Here is a 23,246-nt window from a genome sequence, read left to right as displayed (position 1 = left end):
ACATCTTTTAGAAGATCTTAATGAACTTTAACAACAAAACAACCATTAAAAACGTCGCTACTCTTCGAATTATTATGCAAAAAAATCACCAAGGTACGCAAAATACTTTACGGCACTATTTAGGAATATAGAAGCAACTGATAAAAAATGAAATGTCGTAAATTCAATAGTGAATATAGACAATAAAAATTCGAGCTTAAACTTTATCGAAAAGAGATATAAATAAAAGATATAAAAAAAGCACCCGTAGGTGCTTTTTTTCAAACGTTTTTGCTTACTTACTGCTAAGTGAACCGAAACGCTTGTTAAAGCGGTCAACACGACCACCTGTGTCTAAGATTTTTTGCTTACCAGTATAGAACGGGTGACACTCAGAACAAACGTCTAAGTGAATGTCTTTACATAGAGTTGAACGAGTCGCGAACTTGTTACCACATGAACAAGATGCATTGATCGTTTCATACTTAGGGTGAATACCTTCTTTCATAGCAACCTCTGGTTAGGCCGTATCGCTCTCCAAACCCGAAGTTTGGCACCATACGTAGTTATACAAATAATTGGACGCGTATTCTAAGTAACTAAAGCACGATCCACAAGCAATAAATACACTATTTTACTAAATTTTGTACACTCACCTGCTTTTCCCCAGTTTAAACTGGGTTTTTAGGTCCCTCTCTAGTAAATTAGCATCACCCATTTAGATACGAGCTTGCAATGTCCTTTGTCGAAGTTGTCATTAAAGTCCCGCTCCCACGTACCTTTGATTACTTACTAATCGAAGCCCAAACTGTAACTGTCGGCTGCCGTGTAGAAGTTTCCTTTGCTAATCGAACTTTAGTAGCGTTGGTTGTGGCACTCAAAAACCATTCCAACGTCCCAGCCAATAAAATTAAACCGATTACGCGTATTATCGATTGCCACCCCATCTTATCAGCTCAGCATATCGAGCTTTTGCGTTTCACCGCACAGTACTACTGTCACCCTTTAGGTGAGACATTGTTTACCGCTTTACCAGCCTCATTACGCAGTGGTGAACACCCTGACAAAACCACCGTAGCCACTGTAACATTAACAGCTAAAGGTGCTGAGTTACCCAAACTCCGTTCAAAAAAACAACAAGCACTACTCTCTCAACTAGCGGGTTCTGGTGCATCAAGTGTCACAGAGCTCAAAGCCTTGGGATTTACAAAACAACAAATTGACGCTTTACAAGAGAAAGCACTCGTCGAAAAATCTTTAGAACATGATACGAAATGGACGCAAGCGCCTAGAACAATAAACTCAAAACCCCGACTGAATGAAGAACAAGCAGCCGCGTTTAGTGTTATTAACCAGCAACAAGGTTATCGTACATTTTTACTCGAAGGCATTACCGGCAGTGGTAAGACTGAAGTGTACCTACAATGTTTAGAGAAAATAGTTAACTCAGGCCGTCAAGCACTTGTGTTAGTACCTGAGATTGGTCTAACCCCGCAAACAGTGAATCGATTTCGACGACGCTTTCCTGATACACCCATCGATTTATGGCATTCAAACTTAACAGATAATGAGCGCTTACACGTATGGCGTAGAACGGAGCAAGGCAGTTGTGCACTCGTCATCGGCACTCGTTCAAGTATTTTCTTACCCTTTAAAAATTTGGGTATGATGGTCGTCGATGAAGAACATGATAGTTCTTTTAAACAACAAGATGGTTTGCGCTATCACGCAAGGGACTTAGCGGTATATCGCAGTGCCCACGCAAATATTCCCCTAATTCTCGGCACCGCTACTCCGGCACTTGAAACCTTGCATAAAGCAATTAATAATAAATTTCAACTGCTCACATTATCAAAAAGAGCAGAAACAAAAGTAGCAAACCAATTTTTACTTATTGATATGAAAGGCCAAATTGAACAAGGAGGGTTTGCACCATCCACGCTTCAGCACATTGAACGCACGTTAGCGTGTGCGAAACAAGTGATGGTCTTTCTAAATCGCAGAGGTTATGCCCCCACCTTACTATGCCACGAGTGTGGCTGGTTAAGTCAATGCACTCATTGCAGTGCTAGCACAACATTTCACAAAGCGATGGCAAGATTAGTATGCCACCACTGCTCACAGCAAAGCTATGTTCCTGCACAATGCCCAGATTGTGGTAGCACCCAAATTATGCCTGTAGGCTTAGGTACTGAGCAACTTGAAGATTTTTTAAAGGGTCACTTCCCTGATACGCCAATAAGTAGAATAGACAGAGATTCAACTAGAAGAAAAGGCGCTTTAGAAACTGCCTTAGCTGATATTAATGCCGGTGGAAGTCGCATTTTGGTAGGTACACAAATGCTCGCAAAAGGTCACCATTTTGCCGATGTTAATCTAGTTGTCATGTTGGATGTCGATGGAGGATTATACTCAAGTGACTTTCGCGCCACAGAGCATATGGCACAATTAATTACACAAGTGGCAGGCCGGGCTGGCAGAAGCGGAGAACCTGGCACTGTGTTATTACAAACCCACTTTCCTGATCACCCTTTGCTCCAAGATTTAGTGAATAATGGCTACCAAGATTTTGCACGTTATGCGCTAAAAGAACGGCAAGAAGTAGAACTTCCTCCCTACACTCATTTAGCATTAGTACGGGTAGAGGGTACTAATGCTAAATTGGTAATAGACTTTTTAACTGATTTAGTTCCTGCAACCCCATACTCTGGTATACAATTACTCGGGCCGATTCCAGCTCCGATGGAGCGTGTTGCCGGTAAGTATAGATACCAATTACACATACAAGCCCCCGAACGACCTGTTTTGCATCGCTATCTTGCACAGCTTTTGAGCTATATTAGTGAACATAAGCTTGCAAATAGAGTTCGGTGGAGCATTGACATCGATCCTATGGATACCTATTAGTAATTTATGGCACAGCACGACTATATAAATAGACAACCAAAAACTCGTCAGAGCGCTAAAAACAAGAAGAATGCGCAAGTATCACGGCGTAAACCTTTTCCTGTTTTTTTAAGTATCGCCGCAGTGATTTTAATTACTGGATTCACATATGGCTTGTGGTATATCAAAACCAATGCTGACCCAGGGCAAGTCAATCAAGCACAAATGCCAAAAACGGTCGCTAAGAAGATAGACACAGCCCCAGAAAAGCCAAGGGATCCTGAGTTTCTCGAAGAGATAAGAAATCATGAAGTCAAGGTCGACGTCAAAGAAATTAAGCGTAACGGTCCTTATCAAATGCAGTGTGCCTCGCTGAGAACATATCCAGAAGCCGAAGCGCTGAAAGCCAAAATGGCCTTCGCAGGTTTAATTGCGGAAATAAAACGAACAGAAGGCAGTAACGGCGTATGGTACCGCGTACGCCTGGGGCCATACGATAGCAAACGTAAAGCCGAAAGTGACAAGAATAAACTAAAGCGTATCCATATTATTGGCTGCGCTATATGGGGCTGGACTTGATTTTAGTCCAATCGCCCTCATCTATGTTGTAATTAAATTTAATGCGAGGCACACACAGCCTCTCTATTAAGGAATACTATGACTACCATCGTAAGCGTCCGTCGTGACAATAAAGTTGTTATTGGCGGAGATGGCCAAGTATCACTTGGTAATACCGTAATGAAAGGCAACGCCCGCAAAGTACGCCGTTTATATAACGGCAAAGTACTTGCTGGATTTGCCGGCGGTACCGCAGACGCTTTTACTCTATTTGAACGCTTTGAAAGTAAACTTGAAATGCATCAAGGACACCTCACCAAAGCGGCTGTAGAAATGGCTAAAGATTGGCGTAGTGACCGAGCTCTGCGTAAGTTAGAAGCATTGCTTGCCGTGGCTGATGAAACCGCCTCCTTGATCATCACAGGTAACGGTGATGTTGTTCAGCCCGAAAACGACTTAATCGCAATTGGTAGTGGCGGTAACTTTGCCCAATCGGCAGCCACTGCATTATTAGAAAATACCGATTTAAGCGCCGTTGAAATTGTTGAGAAAAGCCTTACGATTGCAGGCGATATTTGCGTATTTACCAACAATTTCCAAACCATCGAAGAATTGTAAGAGGAATTGCCATGACAGCAATGACCCCAAGAGAAATAGTCCACGAACTAGATCAACATATTATTGGTCAAAATAAAGCGAAGAAAGCGGTTGCTATTGCACTGCGTAACCGCTGGCGTCGCATGCAGTTGAATGATGACTTGCGCGCTGAAGTAACACCAAAAAACATTTTGATGATCGGCCCAACAGGGGTTGGTAAAACTGAAATTGCACGCCGCTTAGCCAAACTAGCAAACGCGCCTTTTTTAAAAGTAGAAGCCACAAAGTTCACCGAAGTGGGCTATGTAGGTAAAGAAGTTGAGACTATTATCCGTGACTTAGTCGATATCTCAATCAAAATGACGCGTGAGCAGCAATCTAAGAAACACCAACACCGTGCAGAAGAAGCAGCAGAAGAACGTATTCTTGATGCCTTATTACCACCCGCTAAAGACGCCTGGGGTGAGTCACAGCCCGCAGATAACAATTCGACTCGTCAGGTGTTCCGTAAAAAGCTGCGTGAAGGACAGCTAGACGATAAAGAAATAGATATTGATATTGCTGAGACTCAGCCTCAAGTTGAGATCATGGCACCTCCTGGTATGGAGGAAATGACAAATCAACTACAGGGCATGTTCCAAAACATGACCGGTGAGAAAAAGAAAAGTCGTAAGCTTAAAATCAAAGATGCTTTTAAACTGCTCATAGAAGAAGAAGCCGCTAAAATGGTAAACCCTGAAGAGCTTAAAGAGCAGGCTATTTTTTCAGTTGAACAAAACGGTATCGTCTTTATTGATGAAATTGATAAGATTTGTAAGCGCGGAGAAGCCCAAGGCCCAGATGTAAGCCGTGAAGGCGTGCAGCGCGACCTTTTGCCTCTAATTGAAGGCTCTACAGTCAGTACTAAACATGGAATGGTTAAGACAGATCATATCTTGTTTATTGCCTCTGGTGCATTTCAAATGTCCAAACCGTCTGATTTGATCCCTGAGCTGCAAGGGCGCTTGCCCATTCGTGTTGAACTTGAAGCACTGACCGCCAAAGATTTTGAGCGTATCCTCACAGAGCCTCATGCATCTTTAACTGAGCAACAACAAGCTTTAATGAAAACCGAGCTGGTTGATATTAACTTCACTGAAGATGCACTCACTCGTATTGCAGAAGCTGCATGGCGAGTAAACGAAAAAACTGAAAATATTGGCGCACGCCGCCTTCATACTGTGATGGAAAAATTGATGGAAGAAATTTCATTTGATGCATCAGAGAAGAATGGTGAAGCCATCGAAATAAATGCTCAGTACGTTGAAAAACATTTGGACATCTTAGTGCAAGATGAAGACTTAAGCCGCTTTATTTTATAACGAGCAAAACTATGATAAAACGGAGCATATGCTCCGTTTTTTTATGGACCGACATTTCTATGTATGTAGTAACTAAATTACACTATCACCGTAAAAGTAAGATGCTCGACATCTACTTTGATGATGCACAAACGCACACATTAAGTTGCGAGTACCTTCGTACTCATTCCCCATCGGCGGAAGTTCAAGGGCATGGTACGACACCCAGCAAGTTAGTGCTCAATAAACACGCTGTCAAAATTGAACGGCTCGAGCCAGTTGGTCATTACGCAGTTAAACTGCATTTTAATGATGGTCACAACTCAGGGCTCTTCAGCTGGCAATATCTCAGAGAACTATGCGTTAATTATCAATTATATTGGCAAACCTATCTCGAACGAACGAACCAATATCACGCTCAATTAGATAGTGTACCAATTAAGTTTATCCCATAACCCTTGGTATAAAACCCATTTAGCCACACACAAAAAAACGCAGCAAAAGCCGCGTTTATTTGCGCTATTTTTAGATGTGTATTACACCTTATATTTTGCAACGGCTTGATGAAGCACACTTGCTTGCTCAGACACTTCCTCGCTACTTTGAGCATTTGATTGCGCATGTTCAGATGCCACTTGGGCAATATCCCTAATACGCACTACATTTTTATTTACCTCTGAAGCAACTTGATTCTGCTCATCAATTGCCGTGGCGATATGTGTACTCATATCCATTATAGTTTGCACATCTGTGGTAATTAAAGTTAGAAACTCACCTGCTTTCTCCGCTTGAGAAACACTTTCACTGCCTTGCACCCGACATTGCTCCATGATATTAACCACTTCACGCGTACGCTGTTGTAGCGTCGAAATAATACTTTCTATCTCTTGTGTCGAGTCTTGCGTTCGCTGCGCCAATGACCGTACTTCATCTGCAACCACAGCAAAACCTCGGCCTTGCTCGCCAGCTCGCGCTGCTTCTATGGCAGCATTTAATGCCAACAAATTGGTCTGCTCGGCAATACCTCGTATCACATCCAACACAGACCCAATCGTCTCGCCATCTTTCTCTAATTGAGATACCACGTCCGACGCACCTGCTAAAGACTCTGACAACACCATAATATGTTTAATGGTCGCATCAACTTCACTCCGACCTTGCTGCGCATTATTGTTAGTTGACTCCGCTTTTTGTGCTGCGGCTTCTGTATTATGTGAAATATCTTGAATGGTCGCTTGCATTTCTGTTGCAGCAGTGGCCACCATATCAGCTTCGTGTAATTGCTCGTGCATTCCAGAACTGGTTTGCGCCGTTGTTTCTGTTAAATGTAACGTGGCATCGTTAATTGTACCTAGTGCTGAATTAACCTCTGAAATTAATATCCCAAAATCATTGACTAAACTATTAAAATCTCGGGTCATAATCGTGATTTCATCGTTACCCGTTTGCTCTATCGTTAGCCCTAGATTATTCTCTCGACGGATCCGTTCAATGGTTTGATAAACTCGCTCCACAGGATTAATAATAGAACGGCTTGTTAACAACACTAAAATCATCACTATCACAGCAGCTACAACAAAAATAGCAATGCCTACAAATTGCGTTTCATCTGCGTTAAGTTTAATTTCCAATTTTGTTTGTTCGACAATCTCAGCAACAACCCTATCACTTTTTTGCACATTGATTTTCATTTTACCCAATGCACCATCATCTAAGCTTAACCCCAGTGTTTGTTGTGCACTGACCAAGGCCTCAAATTTATTTTGATATTCATTAACGAGCGCAAGTAAATTGTTCTGATAGTTATTATCAAAACCAGCTTGAGAAATCTGCGAGCTAAAAGTTGAGATGAGTTTATCGAATTTAGTTAAATACTTTAAATCCAATCGTAACATGAAGTCTTTTTCAGCTCGACGTAATTGCAACATAGTGGTTAGTAACTCAAAGTCTTTACGTTCTTTAAGTAACGTTTCAACTTTATGTACGGCATCTCTTAACTCACCATACAACGCATCTTTTGGGTGCACCCCTATGACTCTCTGTAACTCCACGACACTAAGAAAGTCTTGATTATAAGACGCAGCTAGACGTTTAAACTCATTCAATTGAGCCGCATCAATACCGAATTCATCGAATATCACTGACAAAGATTCAATTTTTTGTTGAAGCTCTGCATATTCCGCTTCAAATTGCTTTAACGCATCCGTGTCCTTATAGAATAGGAAATTTTTCTCATACTTGCGCATAGCTAACTCATGAATATCTAATTCTTCAGCATATTCAATCGTTTCATTGAGCCTAAGCATCGTTTTTGCTTCGAGAATAATCACAAACAACATCACTAACATTGCGATGCCCACAACAAGGGCATTGAGTTGCAAACGCCGTTTAATGGTTAAATTTTCCAATAAGGCCATACTGTTACCTATATTTTTTGCTACTTAGCAGACAGTATAGCTGAGAATATGCGCCAATGCGTATTAGAACCCCCTTGAAATTAATAAAAATCACTGCCAACTATTGCAAAAATACTGAACAAAGCAAATAGTTATGCCGCTTTACCCGTTGGTAATAACAAGCCTTGCCACAACGTTTTATGGAGCGTGTCTAAATCATGCCATTGCTTTGACATCAGCCAGTCAACCAATGCATATGGGTTAGTTGGAAAATCGATACTCTTTCCACTGGGTAATTCAAGAAACTCTTCTAACGCGTCAGAACTTAAATAGTGCATAACCCGAGCAAACCCCATCTCCTCTAACGTGTGTGCGTTTGCCAATTGCTCAAATTGACCTGCCAATGGCTTCAATAAAAGTTTTTTGCCAAATTTTAATGCTTCACTTGATAGTTCAAAACCGGCATTACCTATCACTCCACTCGTGTTTGCAAGGTCTTTTAAAAACCCCTGCCTATTTGGCTTTCGAAGATGAATATGCGCTTGTGACTGATTATTAGCATCTGGGTGATAGCAGTAGAATTCTTTATCTGGAAAATCTTGTAGCAACTCTAAAACACGGTTGAGGTTTTCAAATGGCAAATATACCAACACTTTATTCGCGATTGAGCTGCAATGATTAATTGGCTTATCATAAGGTATAAAAGGCGGAATAATATTTTTTGCAAATGGCTGCCAGTGCACACCTAAATAAACATCAGCGGGCGCAAACTGCTTTAAAAGTGTACGTTTAAGAAAACTGTGACTATATATAGGCACTTCGGGACATAAAAATGCTGCTTGATGACTCATCGCTATAACCGGTATTTTGGCGCGTTTAGCAGCCCATGCGGTGATCGGTTCAAAGTCGTTAAAGACAACATCATACTGAGTTACATCAAGGTTTCGAACATCTTTAATAAATTGGCCAATCTTTAAGTTTTTTAATGACTCGATTTGATCAACCTGACCATTACGTGTGGAAAAGCTCAGCCCTGCTCTTGTTTGATAATGGCCAAAAGGTTGCATATCAAAATATTCACTGTCTTTGCGACCAGAAAATATATAGTCAACATCGATATTTTTTTCTGTAAAACACTCAGCCATTACTCGCGCCCGCGTAATATGGCCATTACCTGTTCCCTGTACGCCGTATAATATTTTCATAATATCCCTACTAAAAAAATCGCTAGACTGGCACATCCAATCCCCATCATCGCACCAACCACAACATCTAAGGGGTAATGGACGCCTACTACAACTCGTGATAACGACACACCTGATGCCCAAAGCATTAATGGCCACAGCGGAACACTTAAATGCTCTATGACACAAATTGCATATAACCATGCTCCCGCACTGTGACCAGAAGGAAGGCTAAATTTGTCTGCGGGCGTTAACAGCGCTTTAAGAGCAAAACAATCACATGGCCGCACACGAGCAATTCGTTTTTTTAAAAAGAAATACAGAGGCCTTTCAATCGCAAATGCTAATACTGCGGTCAATGCAAACTTTTGCCCTAAAGGCTCCAAAAATACAGCACAAATTAAAGCCAGTAGAATATAAAGTCCACCATTGCCACTTTTCGAAAATGCTAACGCAACAACCCGCCACCAGTTTTTTGGGCTAGGTGTAAACACTGCAAAATACAATACGGTGTCTAACTGCGCTAATTTACCTTTCATAATGCTCACCTATTACTTTGCTCTCATTTTCAGCATAGAAGAGCTAAATAACAAAGCCGTGACAGTTTTGCGACACTAATATGTAAGTTACTGTTTACCCATTGCTATGACCATTTATGGGAGTATACTAAAATGGACTTTCGTTATTTTTTCAGAGGATTTAAAGTATGGACTACAGCACTTCAGACTTGTGCGATCATTTCGCTGACGTCGTTGATGTACTCGAACCTATGTTTATTAACTTTGGTGGACAAACAGCTTTCTGTGGGCGCATTAAAACGATTAAATGTTTTGAGAATAACGAATTGATCCGCTCAACATTAGAGCAAGATGGCAGTGACACTATTTTATTAATTGATGGTGGCGGCTCAACTCGACGCGCATTAATTGATATAGATTTAGCTGAATTGGCTGTCGAAAACAATTGGCAAGGTATTATCGTATATGGTGCTATACGCCATGTCGATGAACTTGAAGAGTGCAATATAGGCATTCAAGCTATTTCATCTACCCCCGTATCTGCCGATAGTGAAGGGGCTGGCGAACACGGTGTCCCTGTTAATTTTGCTGGCGTATCATTTTTTGATGATGATTACCTATATGCAGATAGCACCGGCATCATTATTTCCGCTGAAGAACTTATCTTAGAAACCGACGATACGCAAGACTAGAGCACCATGACTGAACACCTACATATTTATCGCGAAGCTGATATTGCCAGCCTTGTGACGACTCGTGAGAATGAGCAAAAATTCTGGCAGTCTTTAACTTTTCTTGATACACAGTTAGAGACTCTGCAAGCACTTAAAGATGCAGCCGCTTTTGGTATCAAGTATGTACTCGTTGGTATTAATGAGGATATTGGTCCTCGTGCAAATTGTGGTCAAGGTGGTGCGACATTAGGGTGGCAAGCATTTTTACAACGATTTTTGAATTTACCCTGTAACCAATTTTTAGATCCTAAAAATGTACTGCTCTTAGGGGAGGTCATATGTGATGATCTTCAAAAGGCGAGTAAAAACTTATGTAATAAGCAACCTGAACAATTGGCTGAATTACGTCATCTATGTGCCGATATAGATCAACGTGTCAGTAATGTCCTCAAAATGGTATTTGCAGCTGGTTTAGAGCCTATCATTATTGGTGGGGGTCATAATAACTGCTTGGGTATTATACAAGCACTTTACTCAGTAACAGGGAAAGCATGCCATGCGATTAACTTTGACCCACACGCAGACTTTAGAGCGATAGAAGGGCGTCACAGTGGCAATGGATTTCATTATGCCTACCAACAAAACATGTTAAGCGATTATCATGTCGTAGGTTTGCATGCACAAAAAAATAATCAAGCAATTTTAGAAGCCTTAGATACAGCGAATTTTAGCTATATCACTTATCAAGATATCCTTGTGATGCGAAGATGCACGTTAACTCAAGCGATTAAAACGGGTTTAGATCGCTTTGACAATACAGCCCCTATGGGAGTTGAAGTGGACGTAGATAGTATTAGTGGCATGCCTGTAAGTGCCTATACAAACTGTGGCTTTACAACCAACGATGCTGAACACTTTGTATCGTTATCTGCCGAGCAAAGTAATACCGCTTATTTACATTTGTGTGAAGCGGCCCCCGCTAATCACCCCCAGGGGCTGGCGCAAGGGTTGATTGAGGCAGGTCAAGTACTTAGCAGTTTGGTGTGTAGCTACCTTACGAGTCGCCAACGCGTTGAGAATTAATTCAAAATCACGCCATTAATGCTCTAGTTTCCATTGTTTCAGCCAGCTTATCATACCTACGCTGCTTAAAGGTCTAGCAAAAAAATAGCCTTGAGCAGCAAATGTTTCTAAGCTCTGTACAAAGTTAAGCTGCTCTTGAGTTTCAACTCCTTCGCAAATTACTTTACTATTAAGCTGCTGCTGCATTTCTACCATGCCCCGGACTACACTTTTGAACTGTCCTTGCTGCTGATGTTCAGCAGTTAAAGACCGCCCAACTTTCACGTAATCTACGGAAAGCTTTGGTAACTTCGCTAGAATTAATGGCGCTTCTCCAAATCCATCTACACACAATCGAACGCCAATGCTTCTCAAACGTGCCACCATAGCAACACCTTGTGCATCCAATGACATAAATAGAGCTGATGGACACTCAATAATTAAGTCCCCAGGTAATAAATGATGTTCCAGTAGAATCCTATCCAGAAATTCAATAAACTCTTCATGCAGCATTTCAGGGCCAAATACGTTTACGCTCAACGGCATATGAATATTGTCCATTCTCAACGCCATGGCAATTTCAGCTGCCCGCTCGATGACATAATGTGCAACTGGCACAGCTAATCCAGCCAAACGAATATCATCAATAAATCTGCCCGCAGCCAAAATTCCCTGCTTGGGATGTTGCCAACGTAACAATAACTCTAAAAACTCTATCTCGTTATCTTGATGACGGATAACGGGTTGAAAGTACAGCTCGAATTCACTACGAAAATCAATATGGGCAAGTTCAGCCAAACGCGCCTGTTGTTCTAATTTAGTAATTTGCATTTGTTGTTGATATGCACAGACAGCGCGATTGGGTTGACTATCTAATGCCAAAAACCCGCATGTAAGTAAATTATCAAATTGACCAAGCTCTTCATCACAGTTGACATAACTCGCCCGCGCACTCACTTCTAAGGTACAATTTCCAACATTAAAGGGTTTTAGCGTACTACGTAAAATATCATCAATGAGTTGTTCATGGAGGTGTTTTTGGTTACTCAGTCCACATACGAAAACAAAATGGAGTCCACCTAAATGAGCAACCCTTGCCATATCGTTACCATTTGCAATCGCAATAACATCATGGCTGTGTAATTGTTGTTTAATTCTATTTGCTGATTGCGCAAGCAGTAAATCTCCAAATTCCCGACCTAAATGTAGATTAACTTGCTCAAAACCTTCAAGGCGGATCATCACCAACATTGCAGGTCCTGGATCTAAAGTTCTAAACTCATTAAAAGCAGATCTTAAACTTGCCCGATCAGGCAAACCTAACACATCATGAGCTTGGTCACTTGCGGCTTCACTTTGAACCGTCTCAACTTCTTCATCACTACCAAGAAGGCAAAGCTGCCCAATATACAGCAGGCCTAGCACTGCAACACTCAGTACGTGTGGCCAAGACCATACGATATGCCCTCCCAACAACATAATAAATATCAGTGCACATACACAGCTCAATACAAGATGAGCACCTTCACTATATCGTAAGTTATACATAATATGCAGGATTAGGGTCAGTCCAAAAACATACTGAACCCAATCAGTATTCATGGCGAGTGCTGCCAGCCCTATTCCCGCCGTCACTGCATGTAAAATACGCAGTCGCGGTTTTTTACTCAACACGATTACAGCCATGCTGCCCATCAATATGACACCCGCTAGCAAAGCCGCTAGAAGAGGAATGAACCCCTGTTGCAATCCATTGAGTACGGGGATCGCGGTGACGGACCACATATGTGTGAAAGCCGACATCAATACCCCATTGCAAAAAATTAATACTGAATAAGTTTACCTAAGATCCAGAGATTTAACAGATCATTCACGCCAAATTGGTAACTTAATTGCGCAGGATGACTAATATCCCATAACGCAATGTCTGCTCGCATCCCTTCTTTTAAAACACCTCGGTCCGATAAACCAAGCGCCTTAGCAGCTTCACAAGTCACCCCTTTGAGGGTTTCTTCTGGTGTCATTCTAAACAATGTACAACCCATGTTTAACATTAACCGCAACGAACATAGTGGCGCCGTCCCTGGATTAAAATCACTCGCAATGGCCATAGATACATGATGTTTTCGAAGTAATTCAATAGGTGGTAGCTGCGTTTCTCTCAGAAAATAAAATGCTCCGGGAAGTAGTACGGCAGTCGTGCCGGCATTAGCCATAGCAATCACACCAGTTTCATCTAAATACTCAATATGATCTGCCGATAAACCTTTAAACTCAGCAACTAATTCAGTGCCTTTTTGATTAGATAATTGCTCTGCGTGACACTTCACTTTTAGCCCGAGTTTAGTGGCTGCCTCAAACACTCGACGTGTTTGTTCATAACTAAACCCAACATTTTCGCAAAAAACATCAACCGCGGTGGCCAAGTTCAGTTCAGCTACACGAGGCAGCATGTCATTACATACAATATCAATATACTCATCAGCACGCCCGGCATACTCGGGGGGTAATGCATGAGCCCCTAAAAACGTACTATGAATATCTATCGGGTGATGCTCAGATAAAAGCGTGTTTACTTCGAGTAATTTAAGTTCATTTTCTGTATCTAAACCATAACCTGTTTTACTCTCAACCGTTGTAACACCTTCTCTTAATAAGCTATTTAAACGTGTCTTTGCATTAACAAATAATGTTTCGTGATCTGCCTCACGTGTCGCACGAACTGTACTAGCAATCCCGCCACCTTGCTGAGCAATCTGTTGGTAGGATACACCTTGCAAACGTTGTTCAAATTCTGTGGCACGATTACCTGCAAATAGAATATGTGTGTGACAATCAATTAGGCTCGGTGTTAGCCATGCGCCTTTTCCAGAATGTACAGGAGTCACTAAAGCATCAAATTTAGGCATATCGGCTTGCTTACCTAACCAAGCTATAGTGCCATCTTTAATCATTACAGCTCCCTGCTCAATCATGCCATAAGCATCAGAAAGGTCAACGTCCATCGTTGCAAGGTTCACATCACAAATTACTAAATCAGGCTCAATCATCGCCACAGCTCCGAAAATAAATATCTGATATGAGTGTAACAAGGTTACTTGTATATACAAGAAAGTTGTGCCATCTTTTGCATACATGACTCTTAATTCGGCATGCTTGGTATGACCCAACAACCTAAATTTGCACTTATAAAGCAACATATTATCGACAATATTAGAACCGCAAACTGGGTTGAAGATCAACGCGTTCCATCAGAAAATGAATTAGCAGAACAATTTTCGGTAAGTCGCATGACAGCACGTAGAGCGCTCAGTGAGTTAACAAATGCGGGAATTTTGACACGAAGTAAAGGTTTAGGCACATTTGTAGCAAGCCTTAAATCACAATCCTCCTTATTAGAAATTAAGAATATTTCTGATGAAGTTCAAGCCCGTAATGGTGCATATTCTTGCAGCGTCTTATCACTAGAGTCCATATCCGCCATTGCACCTATAGCCATAGCTTTAGGTGTCGATATAGACAGTCAAGTCTACCGAAGTGTCTTAGTCCACAATGAAAATGAGCAACCACTACAAGTGGAGGAACGATTTGTTAACCCTACACTTGCCAGCAATTATTTGCAGCAAGACTTCAACTTAACTACACCACACGAATATTTATCGCAAGTGGCACCTCTGACGGAAGCCCGCCACACTGTCGAGGCGATTATGCCGTCCATTGAAGTTTGCCAATGGTTAAGCTTGTTTAATGAAGAGCCTTGCTTACAAGTTATTCGCCGTACTTGGTCGTATGAAGGCATCGTCAGTTTTGCTCGTTTAATTTCTCCTGGCAGCAAATACCGTTTAGGCGGACACTTAACATTCAAACGCAACAGCGAATAAAGGTTTCTCTATATGCGTTAGATAGCATGTAAATATTCAAAACCAAGCTGCTTTATAGCCGAACCATCAATAATACGTTCGCTTTCTGTGTCGCAGGAAAATGTGGGGGGCTGGGTTTCCAATAATTGACATTTTTGTTGATAATACTGCGCACGCGTCGGGTGCCATGGATGACATAAATTATATATTGCTTGGTTATGGTGCCAGTTAGATAGAACAGTAAATATACCATTTAAAACATCTTGCTGATGTACCATATTAACATGCCCATGCGATGAACTTTTCAGTGCCTTTGCGGCAATAAATTGACCTGGCTCTCTGTTTGGCCCAACCAAACCAGCTAATCTCAAAACTTTGCCACCCTGATTCAATACCATGCGCTCCGCATTAACCAACATTTGCTGCCGGTCTGTTGAAGTCTCGATAGAGCTGTGTTCATTGTATAACCCGTCGGCACGGCTATACACCCCGGTACTTGAGCACAGTAAAAAGCCTTTAGCGGACATACATTTACTCAATGTTAAAGCATGCTCTAAAGTATGTAGGTACTGACTATCTTTATTCCTTGCTCTTGGTGGTATAGCGCATACCCACCAAGCATTGTTCAATGATAAGGTATGGGTAATCCGCTCTTCTAACAAACTGAACTGTCGTTCAAATGGTACTGTAGGGTCTGGACTTCGCCGTGTTCCCTGTACTTGCCAGCCTCGTTCGTTCGCCTGCCGACACAAAGGTTGGCCAAGCCAACCTGCCCCCAATACAATTAACTGCGTCATACTTTTATCCAATATTAAATTTTATCTGACGCCTTACCTGCGCTAGGAAGCTGCACTTGGGCACTTAAACCGCCATCAGGGCGGTTTTGCAATCTTACTTCTCCTCCATGAGTGGTCACTATCCGTTTAATAATTGTTAAGCCAAGTCCACTTCCTTCACTACCTCGAGCTTGATCGCCCTGTTTAAATGGCTCAAAGACACTTTCCAGTTCTTCTTCCGGTATCCCTGGCCCTCTATCTTGTACCTTAATTAGTACGGATTTATCAAGTACATTATATTCAGTGGACACTTCAATCGCGGCATCTGAATACCGAATCGCATTCTCAATCATGTTTGTCAGTACCCGCTTGAGTGCAACTGAATTCATCAATACTGGTGTTAATTCTTCTTGTGTTGACAAATGAATAGTACGTTGATGCTGCTGCTCGGCATGTACAACTTCCTCAACAACAGTGTTCACGTCCTCTAAGACCATTTCACCAGAATTATGATGCCGTAAGTATTCAATAAATTGATCAATTATGGCATTCATATCTTCAATATCATCAATGATGCCTTCCTTCAAATAATCTTCCTCATCAGCCATCATTTCCGTGGCTAAACGAATGCGCGTTAACGGCGTTCTTAAATCATGAGACACTCCAGCCATTAGCAACCGGCGATCACTTTCAAGTTCAGCAATCCCTTTTGACATTTGATTAAATGCTTTTGTTACTTCAATCACCTCTGTTGAACCACGTTCAACTAATCGTGTAGAAAAATCGCCTACTCCGACTCGTCCTGCCGCTGTCTGCAATGCTTTTAAGGGTCGGTTTAAATGTCGAGCAAACCACCAGCCACCGAGCACACTTAAAAAACCGATACTCGATAAATAAAAAATTAAAAACTCCAGCTTGGTTTCACTAAAACCTGTCAAAGGTACACGAACCCAATAACCAGGCGCTTGAGGGGCTTCAACCCAATACACGACAGGATCACCTTGGCTGATCCGTACACGTGCTGAGCCATTCAATTGCTCTGACATACTTTTCGACAATAAAGTATATTCTTTTGCTTCTCCTAACCCATTAATATACGCCTCTCTCTGTGTCATTACTTCTATACCAGTGATTTCAAAAAATCGCTCTGATAATTCAGATGTCACTTCAACGCCATCTTCCCAATCAATAAAGACCGTTTTAACTTGCTTCGCTAACATCAAGTTAACTTGCTCGAATGTTGGTTTAAATACATACAAAGTCACAGTGATATAAGACATAATTTGATTGACAAGTAATAATGCCCCAACAAAAAACACGGTTTGCCCAAATGCACTTTTTGGAAGTAAACTCATACGCCTAACTAACTTTGGCCATCAGGAACAAATACATACCCTAAACCCCAAACGGTTTGAATATAACGTGGATTAGTTGCATCTTCTTCAATCATTCTGCGTAGCCGTGAAACTTGTACATCAATGCTTCTTTCCAACGCACTGTAATCTCTGCCTCGAGCTAAATTCATTAATTTATCTCGACTTAAAGGCTCTCTAGGATGATTAACAAGTGCTTTTAATACCGCAAACTCTCCACTTGTTAGGGCGATGACCTCATCACCTTTATGCATTTCTCGTGTTGCCAAGTTTAGTTTGAATATACCAAAAGCCACTTCATTTTCTTCTGCTGCTGGCGCACCTGGAACTTCTTTTGCCCTGCGTCGTAAAATGGCTTTAATTCTGGCAAGCAGTTCTCGTGGATTAAACGGTTTTGGAATATAGTCATCAGCTCCCAATTCCAAACCTATAATTCTATCCACTTCATCCCCTTTTGCAGTTAACATCACAATCGGGATTTCATTTTCTTTTTGTCTAAGCCGGCGGCAGATTGATAACCCATCCTCTCCAGGCAGCATCAAATCCAAGACCATTAGATGAAAGTTTTCTCGCTCTAATAAACGATCCATTTGCTCACCGTTGGCAGCAGTGCGAACAATGAACCCTTGCTCAACTAAATACCTTTCCAATAAACTGCGTAGACGCATATCATCATCTACGACTAAAACCTTAGTGGTTTCACTTCCCATTACTCATTCTTCTTTTTATTAATACCTTAGCTTAATATAATTGAAAAATAGATAACTAGACACCATACCTTAAAAGAAGATTTGTTACCGAACGTTACAGAGTAAAGAAATAAGGTCCGCGAACGTAGAAAGCTCGACATCCAAATCTTTTTTATTTAAGTTGTCACAGCATCAACACAGAGCCGATTTATGACATGAAGACAAACCTGATCACCCCTGAAGGGTACCGAAAATTGCAGCAAGAACATGATCACCTTTGGCATGAAAAACGCCCAGAGATCACGAAAATCGTGTCATGGGCTGCAAGCTTAGGTGATCGCTCTGAGAATGCAGATTACACATTCAATAAACGTGTATTAAGGCAAATAGATAGGCGAGTTAGATATTTAAGAAAGCGTTTACCCGATTTGAAAATTATTGAATATTCGTCTCAACAGGCTGGCAAAGTCTTTTTTGGTGCTTGGGTTGAAATTGAGAATGACGAACAACAATGTAAAAAGTTTCGCATTGTTGGCCCTGACGAAATTTATGAGCGACATGATTATATTTCTATTGATTCACCGATGGCCCGTGCTCTATTAGGCAAACAAGTCGACGATGACTTTGTAGTACAAACTCCGCAAGGAGAAAAAGTATGGTTCGTAAACAAAATAGATTACCCTTCCAGCTAAGCTTCTTATTCATTTATGCTGTGATATAGTTAGTATTATTAATATATGCCGAATTAGCGCGTATAGTATTGAACTTTATAAGGATTTTGCATGAGCAACATCTCTGGACGTTTAGCACAAGAGTTAAACGCACAAGAACAGCAAGTCATTGCTGCTACTGCTTTATTAGATGAAGGTGCAACTGTACCTTTTATTGCCCGTTACCGTAAAGAAATCACTGGCGGACTAGACGATACTCAACTGCGCCTATTAGAACAAAGATTGAGTTATTTGCGAGAATTAGAAGAGCGCCGAAGTTTTATTCTCAATACAATCACAGAGCAGGAGAAATTGTCTGATGCACTGGCCACAGACATCGCGAATGCACAAAGCAAAACCGAGTTAGAAGATTTATATTTGCCGTACAAGCCAAAACGGCGTACCAAAGGGCAAATCGCAATAGAAGCTGGGCTTGAGCCTCTCGCTGATGCGCTTTTCATGGACGCTAACCAATCTCCTGAAATACTTGCTGAAAAATATCTAAATGACCAAGCTGGAATGAGCGACATCAAGGCCGTGTTAGATGGAGCCAAATTCATTTTAATGGAGCGTTTCGCCGAAGACGCCAAACTACTCGCTAAATTTCGTCGTCACATTCAACAGAATGGTCAACTTGAAGCGATTGTTATAAAAGGAAAAGAAGACAGCGGCAGCAAGTACCGAGATTACTTCGAACACAGTGAAAAGCTCACTAAAGTCCCATCTCACAGAGCTTTGGCCATGCTAAGGGCACGTAATGAGGGCATCTTACAATTAGCCATTAATCCAGAACCTGGGGTAGACAATCCACAACAGTATTGCGCACAGATGATAGCCGATCATTATCGGCTCAATGTGACGTCTGCCAATGCCAGTCAATGGTTGATGATTGTTGTACAGTGGACGTGGAAAATTAAATTATCATTACATCTAGAAAATGAATTTCTAGGATCACTACGTGAAAATGCTGAAACAGGTGCAATTGATGTTTTTGCGAAAAACCTAAAAGACTTACTAATGGCAGCACCTGCTGGACCGCGTATTACCTTAGGGATCGACCCTGGTTTACGTACAGGCTGTAAAATTGCAGTGGTCGATAGTACTGGAAAATTATTGGCAACTAACACCATTTTTCCACATGCACCGCAAAATCATTGGGATAAATCATTACGGACACTTGAGCAGCTTTGTCGCCAACATAAAGTGCAATTGATTGCCATTGGCAACGGAACTGCCTCTCGAGAATCAGACAAACTGGCTTCCGAATTACTCAAAGCTGCTGAGGAACTAAAGCTCAGCAAAATTATGGTCAGCGAAGCAGGAGCTTCCGTTTATTCTGCATCTGAATTCGCTGCGAATGAATTTCCTGATTTAGACGTATCACTACGAGGCGCTGTTTCTATCGCTCGCAGATTACAGGACCCGTTAGCCGAATTGGTCAAAATAGAGCCAAAATCTATCGGTGTTGGTCAATATCAGCACGATGTGTCACAAAGTCAACTAGGCCAAACATTAACCTCAGTAGTAGAAGACTGTGTTAACTCCGTTGGCGTTGATGTAAATATGGCTTCAGCGCCTCTTTTGACACGAGTATCAGGTCTCAGTAAAACACTGGCTAATAATATCGTTAAATATCGAGATGAGCATGGTTCGTTTACGGCACGTAATCAACTGAAAAAAGTTGAACGACTCGGTCCAAAAGCATTTGAACAAGCAGCTGGTTTCTTGCGCATCATCGATGGTAAAGATCCTCTTGACGCCTCATCTGTTCACCCAGAAGCTTACCCCGTCGTCAAACAAATTGCACAAGTAAAAGAAATTCCAATATCCGATTTAATTGGTAACAGCACAGTGCTTAATACACTCGTCGCAAACGACTTTACGAGTGATAAATTTGGCTTGCCAACCGTATCTGATATTATAAAAGAGCTAGATAAGCCCGGCCGAGATCCTCGACCTGAATTTAAAACAGCCGAGTTTAAAGCCGGGATCGAAAAGATATCAGACCTGGAAGTTGGAATGATTTTAGAGGGGGTTGTGTCAAATGTCGCGAATTTTGGTGCCTTCATCGATGTAGGTGTACATCAGGATGGTTTGGTCCATATTTCCGCAATCACAAATAAATTTATCTCAGATCCCCGTGAGGTGGTTAAGGCGGGTGATATTGTTAAGGTCAAAGTAATTGAAGTGGATGTAGCTCGTAAACGTATCAGCTTTACTATGCGTTTGAACGATGAAATACACCCAAGTGAAAATATCAAGAAGAGCAAGCCTCACGTTCAGAAGTCAACACCAAACAAACAGCAAAACCGTGCAGCTAAGCCAAAAAAAGATAATGGTAATGCTGCGATGGGCAATGCATTTGCGGAAGCTTTTGCCAAGATGAAAAAATAAACGAGTACCTTATCTATATAAAAACCCGTCATTGAACGGGTTTTTTATACGTAAATCCATCTGCTATTAGTCTGATATGGAGTATTAAATGAGCCTAATTTCTACTAGACTTGAAGTGATAGAGATGCAGATAATTCAGGCTGAACAGACTGTTGATAAAAATCATTAATACGCAGCGAACGCGCCTGTATTTGCGGATCTCTTTCAATTGGCAAAGCCACCGAAAATGGTCCACCTTCTGATTTTAGCTCAACAGCTTCTGGTTCAATTGGTAATGCAACTGAAAATGGCCCACTCTCTGATTCTAACACTGCAGAATCACTTAGAGCTAATCCTTCACCGTCAGCAGCAAGCCGACGAGTTTCATAATTTCCAATCCGAGTCGTATCTTGCTGTTGATTCTCTTCTTCAGCTCCTCGACTGATCACTTGCTTCGCTAACTCAGCTTGAGCTGCAGCTTGTTTTTGTGTTGCATCAGCTGCAATTGCCCGGTCAGCCCCCGAAGGCTCAGCAGGTGCTAACGCTGCCGCTCGAACTGTTTGCATTTTTTCGATCGTACCAGAAGGGTCACCCGGGATCTCTGCCACATCAATCATTACTTGCCCGCCAACAGCATAATTGTTGCCGTCAGGACCTCGTTGATATTCATAACTAGGAGAGCCTGCATACTGCCCACCAACCCGAGCATGCGCTTGTTCGTGCAACCTCACTTCCGTATCACGGGATTTTAATTCTTGGATCTGCTGTTGCTCAGCCTTTTCTTCATTTTGTTCTTGCTCGCTTGCAGTGTCATCACCGTCTGATTTGGCTTGACGATCATCACTTTGCGCCCCTTTTTCATCAATGACTTTGTTTTTCTCTAGCTTACCTGAGCTATCATATAATGCGTTATCATCGGGAGAATTGGCTTTCGATTTATCGCCATCATTTACCGCTTTATTTTCAGTAAATGTGGCCGAGGTAGGTGCTGCTTTAGGGATCACCTCACGCAGCTGATTATCACGTCTTGCTGTTTCAGTGTAGACGTTGGCAGTATTTAAATTCATCGCCGGTGGTGGCGTTACAATACTCATACCATTTTACTTCAAACTCAAACCTTAATATCAATCAAAGTGCCCAATGCTTCATCTGCAGTACGAATTGATTGCACATTCGCCTTCGCATTAAACTCTTCAACTTTCAAATTCACTAATGCTTCATCAATCTTAGCTGGTTGAGCAACAGGTGCTGTTACTGACTCTTCTGGACGAGCCCCTTGCAATTGACGTTGCTGTGCTAATTGATTCTCATCTTGCGAACTTTGAGTCGCACGATTGATTTCAGCACTAGCACGCTCAATACCTTGGCTGGCTCTATTAAAACCCTCAATCCCATTATTTAATACGTCACCAATTGGCATAGCGTGCTCCAGAAACATTTATATATGGTTAATTGTTGCGCAAAAAGTCATGAAAATAAAGCACGATATCGCTATTTTAATGTCATTTTTATATTCAATTTTTAAAGTACTGATTTTAGGAAAGTTATGAATTCCTGCCGATGTGAAATAAATGGTGCGTGTGATGCTTTAGGCAATACTTCATAGTTAAATTGGGGGTTAAGCTTGCAAATTTGTGTAATGACACCTTTGGGTACTAGTGAATCTAAACGACCAAATAAACCAAAAATAGGCTGTGGTAATACACTCATTTCAGCCCGTAAATCTTCCCGTTTTAATATCTCTAGGCCCGCTTTAAGTGCTCGACTATCCGGTGCAGGAGATCCTGCGAGCAAAGCCCGTAAATGCTTAATATCTTCTCGTGCGTTTTCACTTCCCATCGCTTGAATTGCTAAAAATCGCTCGATGGTTTTAGCTGCACTATTTTGTAATTGAACCTGGAAGGTATTCAACACATCAGGTTTGATCCCTAACCAATGTTGTTGCTCACAAAAATAAGGCGTTGATGCAATTAAAATGACTTTACTCACTTTCTCTGGAAAATGCTTTGCCAGATAAAGGGCAAATAATCCACCCAATGACCAACCAATTAAAATACTGTTTGCATGCAGCTGCTTGGCTAGTAATTCTGCGGCACTTGCAAGCGAATAATCACCAGCAGGTGAACATGCGCCACCGAAGCCCGGTAAGTTAATACTGCGCACATTCCCTTTATATACTGCCTGTATATCTGGTTCTACATAATGCCATACTTGTGCATTCATACCCCAGCCATGTAACAGAACCGCTTCATTTTGCATTTTCAAAAACTC

The 23,246-nt window shown here is 41.6% G+C and carries 22 protein-coding genes; 10 read left to right on the top strand and 12 right to left on the bottom strand.

Translation table 11 applies throughout. The features are described from left to right. Positions 1–274: 274 nt before the first annotated feature. On the bottom strand, positions 275–487 hold the full coding sequence (rpmE, locus tag J8L97_RS10200) for a 50S ribosomal protein L31 (RefSeq protein WP_010366427.1): 213 nt from the start codon (positions 485–487) through the stop codon (positions 275–277). Positions 488–714: 227 nt separating this feature from the next. Here rpmE and priA point away from each other — a divergent pair, with 227 nt between their 5' ends. From priA to J8L97_RS10175, 5 genes are all read left to right on the top strand, one after another. Then, positions 715–2,886 (top strand): primosomal protein N', encoded by a 2,172-nt coding sequence (gene priA, locus J8L97_RS10195; RefSeq protein ID WP_211049328.1) that lies wholly within the window; start codon positions 715–717, stop codon positions 2,884–2,886. Between the two features lie 6 nt (positions 2,887–2,892). Continuing rightward, the gene (locus tag J8L97_RS10190) at positions 2,893–3,444 is read left to right on the top strand and encodes an SPOR domain-containing protein (RefSeq protein WP_211049325.1); all 552 of its coding nucleotides are present in this window, start codon (positions 2,893–2,895) and stop codon (positions 3,442–3,444) included. A 78-nt stretch (positions 3,445–3,522) separates the two neighbouring features. Continuing rightward, positions 3,523–4,041, top strand: a complete 519-nt coding sequence (hslV, locus tag J8L97_RS10185) for an ATP-dependent protease subunit HslV (RefSeq protein WP_119861768.1) — start codon at positions 3,523–3,525, stop codon at positions 4,039–4,041. A gap of 11 nt (positions 4,042–4,052) precedes the next feature. Continuing rightward, the gene (gene hslU / locus J8L97_RS10180) at positions 4,053–5,381 is read left to right on the top strand and encodes an HslU--HslV peptidase ATPase subunit (RefSeq protein WP_211049322.1); all 1,329 of its coding nucleotides are present in this window, start codon (positions 4,053–4,055) and stop codon (positions 5,379–5,381) included. 59 nt (positions 5,382–5,440) lie between these two features. Next, positions 5,441–5,815 carry a gamma-butyrobetaine hydroxylase-like domain-containing protein gene (locus J8L97_RS10175; RefSeq protein WP_211049319.1) on the top strand — a complete coding sequence of 125 codons (375 nt, stop codon included), beginning with the start codon at positions 5,441–5,443 and terminating at the stop codon, positions 5,813–5,815. An 81-nt stretch (positions 5,816–5,896) separates the two neighbouring features. On the opposite strand, the gene J8L97_RS10170 is transcribed toward J8L97_RS10175, so the two are convergent. The 3 genes from J8L97_RS10170 to J8L97_RS10160 all read right to left on the bottom strand — a co-directional run bounded on the left by J8L97_RS10170 (position 5,897) and on the right by J8L97_RS10160 (position 9,479). Then, complete coding sequence (locus J8L97_RS10170; protein ID WP_211049316.1) at positions 5,897–7,777, bottom strand: methyl-accepting chemotaxis protein; 1,881 nt, start codon at positions 7,775–7,777, stop codon at positions 5,897–5,899. 131 nt (positions 7,778–7,908) lie between these two features. Then, positions 7,909–8,961 (bottom strand): MJ1255/VC2487 family glycosyltransferase, encoded by a 1,053-nt coding sequence (locus J8L97_RS10165; protein ID WP_211049313.1) that lies wholly within the window; start codon positions 8,959–8,961, stop codon positions 7,909–7,911. Then, positions 8,958–9,479, bottom strand: a complete 522-nt coding sequence (locus tag J8L97_RS10160) for a phosphatase PAP2 family protein (RefSeq protein WP_211049310.1) — start codon at positions 9,477–9,479, stop codon at positions 8,958–8,960. The genes J8L97_RS10165 and J8L97_RS10160 overlap by 4 nt, the downstream gene beginning before the upstream one ends. A 167-nt stretch (positions 9,480–9,646) precedes the next feature. Here J8L97_RS10160 and rraA point away from each other — a divergent pair, with 167 nt between their 5' ends. Beyond that, complete coding sequence (gene rraA, locus J8L97_RS10155) at positions 9,647–10,150, top strand: ribonuclease E activity regulator RraA (RefSeq protein WP_192506105.1); 504 nt, start codon at positions 9,647–9,649, stop codon at positions 10,148–10,150. A gap of 6 nt (positions 10,151–10,156) precedes the next feature. Beyond that, on the top strand, positions 10,157–11,215 hold the full coding sequence (locus J8L97_RS10150) for a formimidoylglutamase (RefSeq protein WP_211049307.1): 1,059 nt from the start codon (positions 10,157–10,159) through the stop codon (positions 11,213–11,215). Positions 11,216–11,230: 15 nt separating this feature from the next. On the opposite strand, the gene J8L97_RS10145 is transcribed toward J8L97_RS10150, so the two are convergent. Continuing rightward, positions 11,231–12,889, bottom strand: a complete 1,659-nt coding sequence (locus tag J8L97_RS10145; RefSeq protein ID WP_211049358.1) for a GGDEF domain-containing phosphodiesterase — start codon at positions 12,887–12,889, stop codon at positions 11,231–11,233. Positions 12,890–13,017: 128 nt separating this feature from the next. Further along, positions 13,018–14,244 (bottom strand): imidazolonepropionase, encoded by a 1,227-nt coding sequence (gene hutI, locus J8L97_RS10140; RefSeq protein ID WP_211049304.1) that lies wholly within the window; start codon positions 14,242–14,244, stop codon positions 13,018–13,020. 111 nt (positions 14,245–14,355) lie between these two features. Here hutI and hutC point away from each other — a divergent pair, with 111 nt between their 5' ends. Further along, positions 14,356–15,075 carry a histidine utilization repressor gene (gene hutC / locus J8L97_RS10135; RefSeq protein WP_211049302.1) on the top strand — a complete coding sequence of 240 codons (720 nt, stop codon included), beginning with the start codon at positions 14,356–14,358 and terminating at the stop codon, positions 15,073–15,075. 17 nt (positions 15,076–15,092) lie between these two features. Here the strand turns inward: hutC and J8L97_RS10130 are convergent, their stop codons facing one another. The 3 genes from J8L97_RS10130 to ompR are packed head-to-tail and all read right to left on the bottom strand — an operon-like array spanning position 15,093 to position 17,913. Beyond that, on the bottom strand, positions 15,093–15,863 hold the full coding sequence (locus J8L97_RS10130; RefSeq protein WP_409455158.1) for an NADP-binding protein: 771 nt from the start codon (positions 15,861–15,863) through the stop codon (positions 15,093–15,095). 2 nt (positions 15,864–15,865) lie between these two features. Next, on the bottom strand, positions 15,866–17,185 hold the full coding sequence (gene envZ / locus J8L97_RS10125) for a two-component system sensor histidine kinase EnvZ (protein WP_211049296.1): 1,320 nt from the start codon (positions 17,183–17,185) through the stop codon (positions 15,866–15,868). An 8-nt stretch (positions 17,186–17,193) separates the two neighbouring features. Continuing rightward, positions 17,194–17,913 carry a two-component system response regulator OmpR gene (gene ompR / locus J8L97_RS10120; protein ID WP_192506111.1) on the bottom strand — a complete coding sequence of 240 codons (720 nt, stop codon included), beginning with the start codon at positions 17,911–17,913 and terminating at the stop codon, positions 17,194–17,196. A gap of 194 nt (positions 17,914–18,107) precedes the next feature. On the opposite strand from ompR, the gene greB reads away from it, so the two are divergent. Both greB and J8L97_RS10110 read left to right on the top strand, forming a co-directional pair. Then, a complete protein-coding gene (gene greB, locus J8L97_RS10115; RefSeq protein ID WP_192506112.1) occupies positions 18,108–18,584 on the top strand; it encodes a transcription elongation factor GreB in 477 nt (158 codons plus the stop codon). Between the two features lie 90 nt (positions 18,585–18,674). Then, on the top strand, positions 18,675–20,996 hold the full coding sequence (locus J8L97_RS10110; RefSeq protein ID WP_211049293.1) for a Tex family protein: 2,322 nt from the start codon (positions 18,675–18,677) through the stop codon (positions 20,994–20,996). A 104-nt stretch (positions 20,997–21,100) separates the two neighbouring features. Here the strand turns inward: J8L97_RS10110 and J8L97_RS10105 are convergent, their stop codons facing one another. From J8L97_RS10105 to bioH, 3 genes are all read right to left on the bottom strand, one after another. After that, complete coding sequence (locus J8L97_RS10105) at positions 21,101–22,069, bottom strand: putative metalloprotease CJM1_0395 family protein (RefSeq protein WP_211049290.1); 969 nt, start codon at positions 22,067–22,069, stop codon at positions 21,101–21,103. Positions 22,070–22,086: 17 nt separating this feature from the next. Further along, positions 22,087–22,395 (bottom strand): hypothetical protein, encoded by a 309-nt coding sequence (locus tag J8L97_RS10100; RefSeq protein ID WP_192506115.1) that lies wholly within the window; start codon positions 22,393–22,395, stop codon positions 22,087–22,089. A 101-nt stretch (positions 22,396–22,496) separates the two neighbouring features. Continuing rightward, positions 22,497–23,234 (bottom strand): pimeloyl-ACP methyl ester esterase BioH, encoded by a 738-nt coding sequence (gene bioH, locus J8L97_RS10095; RefSeq protein ID WP_211049288.1) that lies wholly within the window; start codon positions 23,232–23,234, stop codon positions 22,497–22,499. Between the last annotated feature and the right edge of the window lie 12 nt (positions 23,235–23,246).

The sequence above is a fragment of the Pseudoalteromonas sp. MMG012 genome (assembly GCF_018100875.1).
GTDB lineage: Bacteria > Pseudomonadota > Gammaproteobacteria > Enterobacterales > Alteromonadaceae > Pseudoalteromonas > Pseudoalteromonas aurantia.
Note: the sequence above shows the minus strand (reverse complement) of the source record. Positions and strands in the feature narration are given on the sequence as shown.

Excerpts from the sequence above, each read along its gene's own strand:
- envZ (WP_211049296.1), bottom strand. The coding sequence starts at position 17,185 with ATGAGTTTACTTCCAAAAAGTGCATTTGGGCAAACCGTGTTTTTTGTT.
- J8L97_RS10150 (WP_211049307.1), top strand. The coding sequence starts at position 10,157 with ATGACTGAACACCTACATATTTATCGCGAAGCTGATATTGCCAGCCTT.
- greB (WP_192506112.1), top strand. The coding sequence starts at position 18,108 with ATGAAGACAAACCTGATCACCCCTGAAGGGTACCGAAAATTGCAGCAA.
- J8L97_RS10160 (WP_211049310.1), bottom strand. The coding sequence starts at position 9,479 with ATGAAAGGTAAATTAGCGCAGTTAGACACCGTATTGTATTTTGCAGTG.
- J8L97_RS10170 (WP_211049316.1), bottom strand. The coding sequence starts at position 7,777 with ATGGCCTTATTGGAAAATTTAACCATTAAACGGCGTTTGCAACTCAAT.
- J8L97_RS10105 (WP_211049290.1), bottom strand. The coding sequence starts at position 22,069 with ATGAGTATTGTAACGCCACCACCGGCGATGAATTTAAATACTGCCAAC.
- bioH (WP_211049288.1), bottom strand. The coding sequence starts at position 23,234 with ATGCAAAATGAAGCGGTTCTGTTACATGGCTGGGGTATGAATGCACAA.
- ompR (WP_192506111.1), bottom strand. The coding sequence starts at position 17,913 with ATGGGAAGTGAAACCACTAAGGTTTTAGTCGTAGATGATGATATGCGT.
- priA (WP_211049328.1), top strand. The coding sequence starts at position 715 with ATGTCCTTTGTCGAAGTTGTCATTAAAGTCCCGCTCCCACGTACCTTT.
- rpmE (WP_010366427.1), bottom strand. The coding sequence starts at position 487 with ATGAAAGAAGGTATTCACCCTAAGTATGAAACGATCAATGCATCTTGT.
- J8L97_RS10175 (WP_211049319.1), top strand. The coding sequence starts at position 5,441 with ATGTATGTAGTAACTAAATTACACTATCACCGTAAAAGTAAGATGCTC.
- J8L97_RS10110 (WP_211049293.1), top strand. The coding sequence starts at position 18,675 with ATGAGCAACATCTCTGGACGTTTAGCACAAGAGTTAAACGCACAAGAA.
- hutC (WP_211049302.1), top strand. The coding sequence starts at position 14,356 with ATGACCCAACAACCTAAATTTGCACTTATAAAGCAACATATTATCGAC.
- J8L97_RS10190 (WP_211049325.1), top strand. The coding sequence starts at position 2,893 with ATGGCACAGCACGACTATATAAATAGACAACCAAAAACTCGTCAGAGC.
- J8L97_RS10145 (WP_211049358.1), bottom strand. The coding sequence starts at position 12,889 with ATGGGCAGCATGGCTGTAATCGTGTTGAGTAAAAAACCGCGACTGCGT.
- J8L97_RS10165 (WP_211049313.1), bottom strand. The coding sequence starts at position 8,961 with ATGAAAATATTATACGGCGTACAGGGAACAGGTAATGGCCATATTACG.
- rraA (WP_192506105.1), top strand. The coding sequence starts at position 9,647 with ATGGACTACAGCACTTCAGACTTGTGCGATCATTTCGCTGACGTCGTT.
- hutI (WP_211049304.1), bottom strand. The coding sequence starts at position 14,244 with ATGATTGAGCCTGATTTAGTAATTTGTGATGTGAACCTTGCAACGATG.
- J8L97_RS10100 (WP_192506115.1), bottom strand. The coding sequence starts at position 22,395 with ATGCCAATTGGTGACGTATTAAATAATGGGATTGAGGGTTTTAATAGA.
- hslU (WP_211049322.1), top strand. The coding sequence starts at position 4,053 with ATGACAGCAATGACCCCAAGAGAAATAGTCCACGAACTAGATCAACAT.
- hslV (WP_119861768.1), top strand. The coding sequence starts at position 3,523 with ATGACTACCATCGTAAGCGTCCGTCGTGACAATAAAGTTGTTATTGGC.